The organism is Planktothrix sp. PLAVEN19ND (genome assembly GCF_057220675.1).
On the sequence record NZ_CM170132.1, the window covers coordinates 1,799,318 to 1,813,452 of the forward strand.

The window sequence follows — 14,135 nt, forward strand, 5'->3', positions numbered from 1 at the left end:
ATACCCCAAAAACTCTTTTTTGGGGTTATTCTAGTAGGGAATAATTAAATTGAGGAATTTCTTATTTCGTTAACCGATCTAAACACAGTTGATGGGAAGAATTGAGGAGAGCTTGCCAGGCTAATAATACCACTCCTAATGTGCCTAAAGCGGTGGCGGAGGCGATCGCAAAAATTATAATAATCTGATAACGCACCGCATCTAAAGGATTTGCCCCCGCTAAAATTTGACCCGTCATCATCCCAGGTAAACTGACAATTCCCATCACCATCATTGAGTTAATCATGGGGATCATTCCTGTTCTAATAGCGGCTTTAACTTCTTCATGGGTTGCTTCCCAACGGGTCGCTCCTAATGCTAATAAGGTTTCTATTTTTTGACGTTGATTAACTAAGGATTCCATGAATCGATCTAATCCTAAAGAAATCCCAGTCAGGGTATTTCCTAATACCATTCCCAATAAAGGAATAAAGTATTGCGGATCATACCAAGGTTGCACTTGAATAATTCCCAAGGTGGTTAAATTGGTAATCAAAAATGATGATATAAAAACCGATAATAAACTTCTCCAATAAATTCCCACAAATCTCCGAGAGGTTCGATTAACACTAGAAATTCCAGCGATAGTTGCCATAATTATTGCTAAGGCAATAACAGGAAAGGGATGGGATAAGGTAAACAGCCAATTTAAGACATATCCAATTAATAATAACTGCACAACCATTCGTACACTGGCAATGATTAAGGATTGAGCTAGACCTAATTTTAATCCTAAAGATAGGACAATATTAATCACAATGAATAAGACAGATAGGGCTAATTGTTCTACACTAATCGGAATATAACTACTAGACATTTTAGGAGAAGGGAGATATAATTATTGATCAGAAAGTAATTCTTGTTGAACTTGAGTTACCCGACGCAATTGTTTAGGATCATGACTTGTCCAAATGCAAGCTCGTTCTGGGTTTTCAGTTAACCAACGTTGAATTAAAGACTCAACTTGTTGCGTGGTTCTAGGATCTAAAGAGGCGGTGGGTTCATCTAATAATAACACTAATGGATCTAATTGTAATCCTCTAATTAATGCCACTAATTGTGTTTCTCCTCCTGATAGATTTTGAGTAGATTGTTGGAGAAAATCAGGCGATCGCCCCACATCTAAAAACCAGTTTTCTACCCGTTGCGGATTGTAATATTTTTGACGATGAACTAATAGATCATAAACCCTTTTTAAATTTGTTTCTACAGTTCCTTCTAATAATACTGGACGTTGATGTAAGTAAATAACTAAAGAACGATATTGAGGGATATAACATTGGGTTAAAGGGCGACTTCCCAGTTGAATTTCCCCCTCATCAAAGGGATCTAACCCCGCCAATGCTCGCATTAACAGGGTTTTTCCGGTTCCTGTCGCCCCGACTAAACCCAAACACATCCCAGGGGATAACACCAAATCAACCCCTCGCCAAACCCATCGAGATTGAATTTTACGACCAAGATTAATCGCTGATAATTGGCTCATTGGATATTAGGAATTATACTTTTCTATTCTATCAAAAACTTAAAGTGATTGATACAATTATAAGTAATTCCTTATTTTTATTCGCAGCAAGAAGCGGAACAACTTCTAGGAAATAAAGCTCAGGAAACAAGTCACACCGCCAAAAATCGTTGGATGACTTCTTGACTTAAATCTTTTGTTGCACCGGAAGCCACAATTCCACCTTTTTGCATCGCATAATAACGGTCAGCTTGACGAACAAAATGTAAGTGTTGTTCGACTAATAAAACCGAAATTCCTGTTGTTTGAATAATTCCCCGTACTGCCGCTTCAATTTCTAAAATAATTGAAGGTTGAATCCCTTCTGTGGGTTCATCTAAAACTAATAATTGTGGTTTTCCCATCAACGCCCTAGCAATAGCTAATTGTTGTTGTTGTCCGCCACTTAAATCCCCTCCCATCCGAGATAACATAGTTTTTAAAACGGGGAATAATTCAAAAATTTCATCAGGAATTTCTGGTTTTCCTTTCGGTCTTTTGGGTAATGCTTCTAACCCTAATAATAGATTTTCCTTCACCGTCACCCGGGGAATAACTTCCCGTCCTTGGGGAACATAACCAATTCCTAATCTAGCCCGTTTATCCGTGGCAACTTTAGTAATCGGTTGACCTTGAAAATAAATCTCCCCGGTTTTGGGTTTGAGTAATCCCATAATACTTTTTAATAAAGTGGTTTTTCCCACCCCATTCCGCCCAATTAAACAAACCATTTGTCCAGGGGTAACGCTTAAATCTACATCGCGTAAAATATGACTTTCCCCATAATAAACATTCAATCCAGATACTTTTAACATAATATCCGGCGGTGCTACAGATTCCATAACCGCTCCTTCTGTAATTCCGATCATTTTGCCAATCCTCGCTTTAATGTTGTTAGGAATTATACCAACACCCAATCATGCCAATTATATGCCTGTTCGCAGGCTATGGCTTAAATTGGGTGATTAAAAAATTTAAAGTTGAAACTCTCTAAGCGGCATTCTATATAGTCACTTAACTTTTTGTGATCAGAAAATTGCCAATTCCCAGTAGTGGGAACATCCGGGCTCCCTAAAATATAGCGTTTCAATGCAGTGCAGTTGATTACTCCTCCTCTTGTTTTCCCAAATAAACCTCAATCACCCGAGGATCATTTTGCACTTCATCCATATCCCCTTGACACAATACCGAACCTTGATGTAAAACCGTTACTGTTCTGGCAATTTGTCGGACAAATTCCATATCATGTTCAATCACAATAATCGAGTGACTTTCTGCTAATGCTAACAGCAAATTTCCCACATTTTCTGTTTCTTCATCCGTGAGTCCGGCAACCGGTTCATCTACTAATAATAAATCGGGAGATTGGGCGACTAACATCCCAATTTCTAAACGTTGTTTTTCCCCGTGGGAGAGTAACGCCGCCGGAAAATCTGCTTTAGCAATTAACCCAATGGTATCTAAAAGTCCCGCAACGTTTCTAATTTCTGCCCCTGTAGTCCGTTGAAATAAGGTCGGAAAAACATTTTTATTGCGGTTACAAGCCAAATCTAAATTATCTCTAACGGTTAAATTCAGATAAATTCTCGGGGTTTGAAATTTTCGCCCAACTCCAAAACAAGCAATTTGATATTCGGGCATTTTGGTTAAATTACGCCCTTTAAAAAATACCTGTCCGCTCGTGGGTTGAACTTTGCCCGTAATTACATCTAAAAACGTGGTTTTGCCCGCTCCATTTGGGCCAATAATGACTCGCAATTCCCCCACATCCATACTAAATGTTAAGTGATTGAGGGCTTTAAATCCATCAAAACTGACGGTGACATCATTAATTTCTAAAATTTTAGCACTCATGGTTTTAATCTTTGGTTATTTTCCGTTCAAGTTCTTCTCTTTCTAACTTAATTTCTGGGTCTTCTTCTAAACGGGGATAGGTCTCCACGGGTTTAGGAAATCCGAATAAGGCACGAACTTGATCAAAACTAAAGTTTCTGACCCATCCCACAATGCCATCGGGTAATATGGTAACAACAATTAAGAATAATGCCCCTTGAAAAAATAGCCAAACTTCGGGGAATTGTTCACTTAATACGGTTTTTCCTAACCGCACTAATATGGTTCCTAAAATTGCCCCAATTAGACTTCCTCGCCCTCCCACGGCTACCCAAATCACCATTTCAATGGAAAAGGCAACATCCATGGCATTGGGCGTAATAATTCCGGTTTGGACAGTGTACAAAGCCCCTGCAATTCCGGCAAATGCTCCCGAAATCGAAAAGACTAAAACCTTAAACCAAGTGGGATTATAACCGGAGAATCTCAACCGAAATTCATCATCTCGAATCGCTATTAATAAATTACCAAATCGTCCACTGGTTAGCCAACGACAGAGTAAATAGGTAGCAATTAAAAACAGAATTGTGATTTCATAAAACGCCAACTGAACCGGGGCAGAACCGACAACAAATCCGAAGATCTTATCTGTTTCTGTTTTTAACCCGTTGGTTCCATTAATCAGTTGTTGTTGACCATTAAAGAAGTTAAAGAAAACGATTAACGCGGCTTGGGTAATAATTGAAAAATAAACCCCTTTAATTCGATTTCTAAAGACTAAATAGCCTAATAATCCGGCAACAATCCCCGGAATAATAATTACTGCAAATAGAGTGAAAGGGAAGGAATAAAAGGGTTTCCATAACCAGGGTAAATCATTGACTCCGTAGAGAGTAAAAAAATCGGGGATTTCTCCCGAGGGTAGTTGCAATTTTAGGTACATGGCTAGGGCATAACCCCCTAATGCAAAAAAGATCCCATGTCCTAAACTCAATAATCCTGTATATCCCCAGATTAAATCAATTCCTAATGCTGCGATCGCTAAGGCGAGAAATCGACCCAATAATTGTAACCGAAAGGTGGGTAAGATTAAGGGCATAATTATGGCAAAAAACAAGCCAAGTCCCATAATTATTGCCCCTTCAATCAGCTTCTTTTGATGTTTCTGCTTCTTGGTTTGAGGTAGAATAATATCATTGTTCATAGTTCGGCTGTTCTCCCTTTCTGTGGAAAGATTCCTGATGGTTTAACTTGTAAAAAGGCAATAATTAATACGAAAACTAATACTTTTGCCATACTGGTTGTGGCAAAAAAGTTGAAAAAGTTAACAAAGAAAGGCGCGGCGTTCATGTTGGTTAATAATAGAGCCAGAGTTCCTGAACCGATTAAATAACTGGTAACACCAATGGCAAAGGAAGCAATCACAGTCCCGAGGAGATTTCCTACCCCTCCCACCACCACCACCATAAAGGTATCCACGATATAATTTTGTCCAGTATTGGGGCCGACCGAACCTAATAATGTAATCGCACATCCGGCAATTCCGGCAAGTCCTGAACCGATGGCAAAGGTTAGGGCATCAACGGTATCGGTGGGAATCCCTAAACAGGCACTCATGGTACGATTTTGGGTGACAGAACGAATCCTTAATCCCCAATTAGACTTATTGAAAAACCAATAAATTCCGATTAAACAAAGTATGGTTAGAACAATAATAAAAACCCGGGCATAGGGAATTTGAACAGAGCCTAATTCTAATCCCCCTCGCAACCAAGGTGGGGTGCTAACATCGACATTTCTGGCACTAAACCAAGGTTTTGATAGGGCTTTTTGACTTTGCCCAATAATTAATCCGATTGTCAGACCTATTCCTGATGATAATAGGAATAAAACGGAAACTGCCCACCGTTGAATATTATCCCAATTAGGACGACGACGTAGTACCCATAATCCGCCAAAAAATAGCAGGCAAAATATAACAATTCCGATCACAAAGGTGGTACTCACACTGCGAACCAGTTGTTGCAAAATCAAACTCACACCCCAAGTTGCTAATAAGGTTTCTAAGGGTCTTCCATACAGAAATCTAATCACCCCTCTTTCTAAGGCTAATCCCGCCAGGGCTGTGACGATAAAAGCAATGGGAATGGCAAAAATAATGTAGGTGCTAAACAGCGGTTCTCCTAGGGGTCTGAAGATATTTTGAACCACAAAGGTTGTATAGGCTCCTAACATAATTAGTTCCCCATGGGCGAGGTTAATCACACCCATAAGTCCAAAGACAATTGCTAGTCCTAATGCTGCCATTAACAGCACCGAACCAATGCTAATTCCATTAAAGATGGCAGTTAATAAATCTTGCATTTTTAGGAAAAACTCCAAATTGTAGCAGGGAACAGGGAATAGGGAAAACCGGAGGAAAAGAATTCACTGTCTCTTTAACTCTAATCCCCCTTAAAACTGGGAGCTAGGGGGATATAATTTGGGGATTAAAATTGATTAATTATGTCGTTCCCATTTTGTATTTTTCCCCTTTCTTGGGATCAGTCCAGTCACAACCAAAGCCCTTGGTCGCCGGAACAAATTGGTTCCAGGGAATCGGATCAACGGGGCCTTCCGTTGCCCAAACAATATTAAATAATCCATCATCCCGTACCTGTCCCATCCGCACGGTTTTAGAAATATGATGGTTGGGGAACATCGTCACTTTGCCCTCAGGAGCATCGAAACTTTGACCGATAGCTGCCAATCTAACCTTCTCTAAATCATCAGCAGTTCCAGCTTTTTCTACGGCCTGTTTCCACAAATAGACCATCAAATAAGCGGCTTCCATCGGGTCATTAGTTACCCGGTCTGGCCCATATTCAGCTTTAAACGCTTCTACCCATTTCTTATTAGTGGGAGTGTCAACGGTTTGGAAATAGTTCCAAGCGGCATAGTGACCCAAAAGGAAGTCTTTACCAATTTGTCGGACTTCTTCTTCCCCAATACTGACCGACATCACCGGATATTTTTCCGGGGTCATTCCCGCCCCTTGTAACTGTTTGAAGAAGGCTACATTACTATCTCCATTCAAACTATTAAAAATCACACCGCCATTGGGTAATGCCTGTTTAATTTTAGTAATAATTGGGGTAACTTCCGTATTCCCTAGAGGTAAATAATCTTCCCCTACGGTTGTGCCACCAATAGCTATTAACTGTTCCTTAATAATATTGTTAGCCGTGCGGGGAAAAACATAGTCGGAGCCTACTAAGAAAAATTCCTTACCTTTATTATCAAATAACCATTGTACGGCGGGTTCAATTTGTTGATTCGGGGCGGCTCCGGTATAAAAAATGTTTTTAGAACATTCTTGACCTTCGTATTGAACCGGATACCATAACATATGATTTCTCGATTCAAATACATCTTTTACCGCCTTCCGACTGGCAGATGTCCAGCAACCAAAAACAGTAACGACTTTATCTTGGTCGATTAATTTTTGAGCTTTTTCGGCAAAAGTCGGCCAGTCAGAAGCACCATCTTCAACTACGGCTTCAATTTGTTTACCAAGCACCCCACCATTGGCGTTAATTTCTTTAATTGCCAACTTTTCGGCTTCCACAACGGTAGTTTCACTAATTGCCATCGTTCCACTTAAGGAGTGAAGAATTCCCACCTTAATTGTATCGCCACCACCGCTGGGGGTTGAGGTTGGGGTTGCGGTTGAGGTTGGGGTTGAACTCGTGGTATTATTGTTAGCAGAGTTGGCGCACCCTTTGAGGAACAGGGTACTGCCAAAGGCTGCCGAACCATAAACTAAGAATTTGCGTCTACCGAAATTTTTTTTCACTATGAGTATTTAGTAATTTTACTTAAAAATTTGCCCAAATAATAGGCTGTTTTCTTGACCCTATCTATAACCATAAATTGGTTAAATTTAAACATTGAGCAGTAGGTCAAATTGCTGAAAAATCAACAACAATTGACTGCGCTTCGATGAATATATGGGGATGGGCAATTTCCTATTCAAGATTTGGATATTAGAGGAATTTGGCATGGTAAATTGTAACCTAAAATACAAAATATCCAGAATTAACAGGACTTACAATGGTTACCGACCAGCATCTCCTGATGTGATTGGTAATTTAGGTAATATATCATGCTTGTATCGATTTTTTTTGAGATATATATGCTTAAAAAGTATAGAGATATAATTATAAAATATACGAACTTTTTTGTGTTCATGGAATTACGTCATCTTAAATATTTTGTTGCTGTTGCATAGGATTTTATATTGTTATCAAAAAGAATCAATTTTTAAACAGAATGAAACAGCCCTAGCCTTACCAAAGGGGATTTAAACCCAGTTCTCCCCTAACCAGCAGGACTCTGTTTCATTCTCTAGGAAAAACTGTGTGACCTCTCCCCCAACCCCTCGACTGTGAGGAGAGGGGGGACTAATTAGGGTTAGACGTAATAATCCTGAATCGCTTTCACTTCCAGGGGAGTAGACTTTAAGGAACGAATCGCCGCCACCGTCGCCTTAGCCCCAGCAATAGTTGTAATAATCGGGATTTTGTAAGCCAAAGCCGAACGACGGATCAGAATCCCATCGCTGCGGGACTCCTCCCCAGAAGGAGTAATAATGGCCAACTGCACCGCCTGGTTTTTGATAGCATCCAAAATATTCGGCCGTCCTTCGTGCAGTTTCAACTCCATCTCCACTTTCACGTCATTTTCCCAAAGCACTTTGCGAGTCCCAATCGTCGCGGTAACTTTAAACCCTAAAGCCAAGAAATCCCGAACCACGGGGACAATGGCCTGTTTATCCCGTTCATTCACCGAAATAAACACCGTCCCCGATAGGGGTAACACCTGTCCGGCGGCCAGTTCTGCCTTGGCAAAGGCCTTGCCAAATTCGGTATCAATGCCCATCACTTCCCCCGTAGAGCGCATTTCCGGCCCTAAGAGCACATCCGTACCTGGGAATTTGGCAAAGGGTAAGACGGCTTCTTTGACCGAAACGTAGGTGGGAATGATTTCCTCGGTAAAGTCTAATTCAATTAAACTTTTACCCGACATTACCCGGGAAGCAATTTTGGCTAAGGGAACCCCAATCGCCTTAGAGACAAAGGGAACGGTTCGAGACGCCCGGGGATTAGCTTCTAAAATAAAGACATTTTCCCCCTGCACCGCGAACTGAATATTCATTAACCCCACCACATTTAACGCCTTGGCCAGTTCAATGGTTTGACGGCGAATGGTGGTAATGGCGGCTTCCGAGAGGGTTTGGTAGGGAATCGAACAAGCGGAATCTCCCGAGTGAATTCCAGCCTGTTCGATATGTTCCATAATTCCCCCAATCACCACGTTTCCCTGTTGGTCAGCGATCGCATCCACATCAACTTCTATGGCATTTTGTAGGAACTGATCGACTAAAATGGGGTGATCGGGTTCGACATGAACCGCAAACAGCATATAGCGTTCCAATTCTTCATCGGAATAGACGATTTCCATGGCCCGTCCCCCTAACACATAGGAAGGACGCACAACTACTGGATATCCAATCCGGCGCGCCACTTTTAGGGCTTCTTTGAAACTGCGAGCCATGCCGTTTTCAGCCTGCAAAATATTCAATTCCCGCAGAATCTTTTCAAACCGTTCTCGGTCTTCGGCAATATCAATCGAGTCGGGAGATGTACCCCAAATCTTGGTTTTTAGGGGTAATTTTTCTAAGGCTCGTTGCAAAGGTAAGGCTAATTTTAGCGGCGTTTGACCGCCGAATTGAATAATAATTCCTTCGGGTTCTTCCGCTTCAATAATATTGAGAACATCTTCTTTCGTGAGCGGTTCAAAATATAAGCGATCGCTCGTATCATAGTCGGTGGAAACGGTTTCTGGGTTCGAGTTAACCATAATCGTTTCATAGCCATCCGCGCGTAAAGAATAGGAGGCATGACAACAACAATAATCAAACTCAATCCCCTGTCCAATGCGGTTTGGGCCACCGCCTAAAATCATGACTTTGGGTTTAGTTGAGGGTAAAATTTCGTCTTCTTCCCAATAGGTGGAATAATAATAGGGTGTGGTTGATTCAAATTCCGCCGCACAGGTATCCACCATTTTATAAACGGGTTTTACCCCTAATCCTTTGCGATAGGTTCGGACTTCATCTTCCGTGGTTTTGGTGGCAAAGGCAATTTGGCGATCGCTAAATCCTTGCCGTTTTACCGCTAACAGTTTATCGGCTTTTAGCTCAGGTAAAGAAGTGCGTTTCAGGAACTTTTCCGTTTCTAAGATTTCCTGCATTTTATCTAAAAACCACGGATCAATTCCGGTCAATTCATAGATTTCTTCCACCGTCATTCCTAACACCATCGCATTCCGAACGGTTAAAATTCGTTCTGGATTCGGTGTGCGCAAACCGGAGCGAATATGATCTAAACGGTCGAGTTTTTCCGAGCGATCGCATCCCCAACCTGCTAACCCGGTTTCCAAGGATCGTAAGGCTTTTTGGAAGGATTCACAGAAGGTGCCACCGATCGCCATCGCTTCCCCGACGGACTTCATTTGGGTGGTTAAAACTGGTTCTGAACCGGGGAATTTCTCAAAGGCAAACCGGGGAATTTTGGTTACCACATAATCAATTGTGGGTTCAAAGGAAGCGGGGGTTTTCTTAGTAATATCGTTCTTAATTTCATCTAAGGTATATCCCACGGATAATTTCGCCGCAAATTTAGCGATCGGGAATCCCGTGGCTTTGGAAGCTAGGGCCGAAGACCGACTCACCCGAGGATTCATCTCAATCACAATAAAATCCCCGGTCACCGGATTAACGGCAAATTGAATATTAGATCCCCCGGTTTCTACCCCAATTTCTCGGATAATTTTAATCGAAGCATCCCGCAATCTTTGATATTCTTTATCGGTTAAGGTTTGGGCGGGAGCTACGGTAATTGAATCCCCCGTATGTACCCCCATGGGATCGATATTTTCAATCGAACAAATAATCACCACGTTATCAGCCAGATCCCGCATGACCTCTAATTCATATTCTTTCCAACCAATTAAGGATTGTTCGATTAAAATTTGAGAATTGGGAGACGCATCTAAACCGGATTGGGCAATTTCTTCAAATTCTTCTTGGTTATAGGCAATACCACCCCCTGTGCCTCCCATGGTAAAGGCGGGACGAATAATTAAGGGGTAGCTCCCAATTTGATGCCCCACCTGGAGGGCTTCACCCATGGTATTGGCAATTCCCGAAGGGCAACAGGCCACTCCGATTTTTTCCATGGCCTCTTTGAACAGTTGCCGATCTTCGGCTTTTTCAATGGCTTCTAATTTAGCCCCAATCAGTTCTACGCCATATTTCTCTAAGGTACCATTTCTAGCTAAAGCCACGGCTAAGTTAAGGGCGGTTTGACCTCCCATGGTGGGTAATAGGGCATCGGGACGTTCTTTTTCGATTACCTTGGCTACGATTTCGGGAACTAGAGGCTCAATATAGGTGCGTTCGGCCGTTTCTGGGTCAGTCATAATTGTTGCCGGGTTGGAGTTGACTAGCACCACTTCATAGCCTTCTTCCCGCAGAGCTTTACAGGCTTGAGTTCCTGAATAGTCGAACTCACAGGCTTGTCCAATCACAATCGGCCCAGAACCCAGGAGCAAAATTTTCTTTATGTCTGTACGTTTCGGCATTATGAATTCTGTGTATATCAGTTGACGTTTAGCTTCATTAAACGGGATTGAGTATACAACTTACTCCTAAGTCTCTAAACATTTTAAGGATATCGCTTTATATTCTTGTGAACTGTTTGATTAAACCTTGACAAATCCCAGTTTTGTTTTTTTTACAAAAATTTTAAATTTTCGGGGTTGCCACCGGATGCGCCGCTGTGGTATGCTAATTGGTAATTAAATATAATGGGGTGGTTGCAATTTTAAAATTTTTACAACCACCCCATTATATTATAAGTATCTTCTCGCGAATCCGCGGCCCTGTCAAGGGGGAATCCGGTTTTTTTTTCGATTTTTGGTAAATTTTTGTAATGATTGGGTCAGTAGACTTTATCGACAATTGATGAGAGACTAAGAGCAAATGGTTAACATCCTGTCAGTTTAGCCAATCTGTTTTTAGCTGCGAGTCATTATGCCCAGAACGCCCGATGAATATGTGGTTCACATCATGATTGAGGGGGGTCATCGAGAAGAAATTAAGTTTCCCACGATGCAAGACTTTCAGGTGTGGTACAACAAAGTTTTACTGCCCAAATTTGATAGTACCGAATTTGTCAATGTTCCCATCAAACAACGGGCAGAAGATAATAATGCTAAAGAATATATGGTTGTTCGTCCGAGTGCGATTAAGGCTATTCGGGTGGAACCCGTTTTCAACTCCAGTATTGACCGTCGCATGGTTGATGAACCCGATATTTAAGTAGTAAGCCCTTCAGGGCTTATTCAATTATTGATGTTAATGAGAAAGCCCTAAAGGGCTTACTACGAGAAGTGAACACAGTGCAAGTTATTGGGATCGATTTGGGTGGGACAGCGATAAAATTGGGCTGTTTTGCACCCGACGGAACTTGTTATCAGTCCTTAACGGTTCCCACTCCTCAACCGGCGACACCGGAAGCGGTGTTAGTAGCAATAGTTGGGGCTGTAGCACAAATTAGGCAAAATGTCAATAATATTGTAGCAATTGGATTGGGAACTCCTGGGCCTGTGGATGGGACGGGAAAAATTGCCAAAGTAGCGATTAATTTGGCCGGATGGCAGGATGTTCCCTTAGCTAATTGGTTAGAGGAAAAAACGGGTTTACCTGTGATTTTAGCGAATGATGCTAATTGTGCGGGGTTAGGGGAGGCGTGGTTAGGGGCGGGGCGACGGTTTCAAAATTTAATTTTATTAACTTTAGGAACTGGGGTAGGCGGGGCGATTATTTTAAATGGGGAATTATTTGTCGGACATCAAGGGGCGGCGGCGGAATTAGGATTAATTAGTCTTAATTTTGATGGCCCTGTTTGTAATAGTGGAAATCGGGGTTCTTTAGAACAATATACTTCAGTTCAAGCTATTCGCCGGGATACGGGATTAGAACCCGCAGAATTAGCGGAAAAAGCCTTAGCAGGGGATGAAAAAGCGATCGAATATTGGCAAGAATATGGCAAGTTATTAGGGATAGGATTAGGGAATTTAATTTATGTTTTAACTCCAGAAGCGATCATTTTAGGTGGGGGAATTAGTGCGGGGGCTGATTTATTTTTGCCTGCGATGAAAGCGGAATTAGAACAAAGAGTATTATTCAGTTCCAGGGAGGGGTTAGAAATATTAATTGCGGAATTAGGAAATCAAGCGGGAATGATTGGGGCGGCAAAATTAGCGTTTCAGAAGTTTGTTAAGATTGAGGATCAAGTTGAATAGTCATGATTTTATAACTTTTTCAAATTATAAATAGTTAATACATTAAATTAATGTGTGCTAAAATATGCTTTAGTAGCTTTTAAATAATGGGAGTCCCTATATGGCTATTGAGCAGGATAGAAATCAACTACAAGCTTTAAAGCGTAATGAAGCAATAATAATAGCGTTGACAGATATTATCGATAAAATTCCTAAGATTTTTCCGTTTAAATCAGATTTACAAGAAAATCTCAACAATCTGCATTCTGTGATGTTAGGATTGCGACCTCCAAGAATTATGGTAATTGGGCGGTCTAGGTCTGGTAAATCATCTTTAATTAATGCGATTTGTGGTTTAAAAGTAGCCGAAGTTAGTCATACAAAGCCACAAACAGGTAAGGCTGAATGGAAGGACTATTATCACGATGGGATTGATTTATTGCATCTGTTGGATACAAGAGGTTTACAAGATGCTCAAGCTCCAATACAGGATGATTCAGCTACAACAGCTTATGAAAGTATTATGCAAGCGATTCATCAAAAATGCCCAGACGTAATCCTTTTCGTCTGTAAAGCAACTGAAGTTCACAGTGCTAGTCAAGAAGACCTCAATATTTGTGAATCAATTATCAAAGAGATTAAGAAACAATATAAACGCGAGTTGCCAATCATTGGAGTGTTAACTAAATGTGATGAATTAGATCCTCCTAAAGTTTGGTTACCCACGGACAATGAAACAAAAAATCAGAATATTCAAGAAGAAGTCACAAATTTTTACGGCTATTTGCAAACAAGAGAAAACTTGCGTCCTCATGTCAAGGGTGTTATTCCAACTGTTGCTTATGCTAAATATGAAGAGGGAAGAAACGGTTTAATAATTCCTGACACAGATGAGCGTTGGAATATCAACCAATTAACAGAAAAAATGATTCAATATACCCCACAAGAAACAAGGGGATCTTTGGCTCGGATGGCACATTTTCAAGAATTTCAACTTGGCATTGCCAGGACTGTTGTTAGTGCTTGTGTAGCTATTTCTGGTATTGTTTCCGCAAACCCCATTCCAGGTTCTGCAATTCTACCCGTTGCAACTATTCAAACTTTTATGGTTATGTATATTGGTTGGCTAAGTGGTCGTGAGTTTTCAGAACAAACAGTTAAAGACTTTGTTGTTACTTCGGGGGTAGGTATTGGCGCAAATGCAGGAATGATTGCTATTGCTGATATTGGCTTGAAGTTTGTGCCAGGTTTTGGTAGTGTACTTTCTGCTGGTGCAGGTGCAATTGCTACAAAAGGTTTAGGAGATACTGCGATCGCATATTTCTTACAAGACGCGAAACAAGGCGAAGCATTATAATTGAAATCTACT

General features: G+C 41.1%; 11 protein-coding genes. 3 read left to right on the forward strand and 8 right to left on the reverse strand.

All coding sequences use genetic code 11. The features are described from left to right. Positions 1 to 61: 61 nt before the first annotated feature. The 8 genes from AC2D3N_RS07655 to carB all read right to left on the reverse strand — a co-directional run bounded on the left by AC2D3N_RS07655 (position 62) and on the right by carB (position 11,062). Positions 62 to 856, reverse strand: coding sequence for an ABC transporter permease (locus AC2D3N_RS07655; protein WP_079676973.1), 795 nt, complete (start codon positions 854 to 856; stop codon positions 62 to 64). Between the two features lie 21 nt (positions 857 to 877). Further along, entirely contained in the window at positions 878 to 1,525 is a 648-nt protein-coding gene (locus AC2D3N_RS07660; protein WP_079676972.1) for an ABC transporter ATP-binding protein, read from the reverse strand. 131 nt (positions 1,526 to 1,656) lie between these two features. After that, positions 1,657 to 2,358 carry an urea ABC transporter ATP-binding subunit UrtE gene (gene urtE, locus AC2D3N_RS07665; protein ID WP_079677380.1) on the reverse strand — a complete coding sequence of 234 codons (702 nt, stop codon included), beginning with the start codon at positions 2,356 to 2,358 and terminating at the stop codon, positions 1,657 to 1,659. Between the two features lie 289 nt (positions 2,359 to 2,647). After that, positions 2,648 to 3,397 (reverse strand): urea ABC transporter ATP-binding protein UrtD, encoded by a 750-nt coding sequence (urtD, locus tag AC2D3N_RS07670; RefSeq protein ID WP_079676969.1) that lies wholly within the window; start codon positions 3,395 to 3,397, stop codon positions 2,648 to 2,650. Between the two features lie 4 nt (positions 3,398 to 3,401). Then, entirely contained in the window at positions 3,402 to 4,580 is a 1,179-nt protein-coding gene (urtC, locus tag AC2D3N_RS07675) for an urea ABC transporter permease subunit UrtC (protein ID WP_079676968.1), read from the reverse strand. Beyond that, positions 4,577 to 5,740 (reverse strand): ABC transporter permease subunit, encoded by a 1,164-nt coding sequence (locus AC2D3N_RS07680; protein WP_079676967.1) that lies wholly within the window; start codon positions 5,738 to 5,740, stop codon positions 4,577 to 4,579. Before AC2D3N_RS07680 ends, urtC begins: the two co-directional genes overlap by 4 nt. 139 nt (positions 5,741 to 5,879) lie before the next feature. Then, on the reverse strand, positions 5,880 to 7,211 hold the full coding sequence (urtA, locus tag AC2D3N_RS07685; protein WP_484693259.1) for an urea ABC transporter substrate-binding protein: 1,332 nt from the start codon (positions 7,209 to 7,211) through the stop codon (positions 5,880 to 5,882). Between the two features lie 617 nt (positions 7,212 to 7,828). Then, positions 7,829 to 11,062, reverse strand: a complete 3,234-nt coding sequence (gene carB / locus AC2D3N_RS07690) for a carbamoyl-phosphate synthase large subunit (RefSeq protein ID WP_079676965.1) — start codon at positions 11,060 to 11,062, stop codon at positions 7,829 to 7,831. A 451-nt stretch (positions 11,063 to 11,513) separates the two neighbouring features. Between carB and AC2D3N_RS07695 the strand changes: the two genes are divergently transcribed. The 3 genes from AC2D3N_RS07695 to AC2D3N_RS07705 all read left to right on the forward strand — a co-directional run bounded on the left by AC2D3N_RS07695 (position 11,514) and on the right by AC2D3N_RS07705 (position 14,123). Then, on the forward strand, positions 11,514 to 11,801 hold the full coding sequence (locus AC2D3N_RS07695) for a hypothetical protein (protein ID WP_026797985.1): 288 nt from the start codon (positions 11,514 to 11,516) through the stop codon (positions 11,799 to 11,801). Between the two features lie 71 nt (positions 11,802 to 11,872). Then, positions 11,873 to 12,787, forward strand: coding sequence for an ROK family protein (locus tag AC2D3N_RS07700; protein ID WP_484693260.1), 915 nt, complete (start codon positions 11,873 to 11,875; stop codon positions 12,785 to 12,787). A gap of 100 nt (positions 12,788 to 12,887) precedes the next feature. Beyond that, a complete protein-coding gene (locus AC2D3N_RS07705) occupies positions 12,888 to 14,123 on the forward strand; it encodes a GTPase family protein (protein WP_484693261.1) in 1,236 nt (411 codons plus the stop codon). Positions 14,124 to 14,135 lie beyond the last annotated feature (12 nt).

What these genes read in the sequence shown, in the direction of transcription:
- AC2D3N_RS07660 (WP_079676972.1), bottom strand. Translation starts at nt 1,525, where the DNA reads ATGAGCCAATTATCAGCGATTAATCTTGGTCGTAAAATTCAATCTCGA.
- urtC (WP_079676968.1), bottom strand. Translation starts at nt 4,580, where the DNA reads ATGAACAATGATATTATTCTACCTCAAACCAAGAAGCAGAAACATCAA.
- AC2D3N_RS07680 (WP_079676967.1), bottom strand. Translation starts at nt 5,740, where the DNA reads ATGCAAGATTTATTAACTGCCATCTTTAATGGAATTAGCATTGGTTCG.
- urtE (WP_079677380.1), bottom strand. Translation starts at nt 2,358, where the DNA reads ATGTTAAAAGTATCTGGATTGAATGTTTATTATGGGGAAAGTCATATT.
- AC2D3N_RS07695 (WP_026797985.1), top strand. Translation starts at nt 11,514, where the DNA reads ATGCCCAGAACGCCCGATGAATATGTGGTTCACATCATGATTGAGGGG.
- AC2D3N_RS07655 (WP_079676973.1), bottom strand. Translation starts at nt 856, where the DNA reads ATGTCTAGTAGTTATATTCCGATTAGTGTAGAACAATTAGCCCTATCT.
- AC2D3N_RS07705 (WP_484693261.1), top strand. Translation starts at nt 12,888, where the DNA reads ATGGCTATTGAGCAGGATAGAAATCAACTACAAGCTTTAAAGCGTAAT.
- urtD (WP_079676969.1), bottom strand. Translation starts at nt 3,397, where the DNA reads ATGAGTGCTAAAATTTTAGAAATTAATGATGTCACCGTCAGTTTTGAT.
- carB (WP_079676965.1), bottom strand. Translation starts at nt 11,062, where the DNA reads ATGCCGAAACGTACAGACATAAAGAAAATTTTGCTCCTGGGTTCTGGG.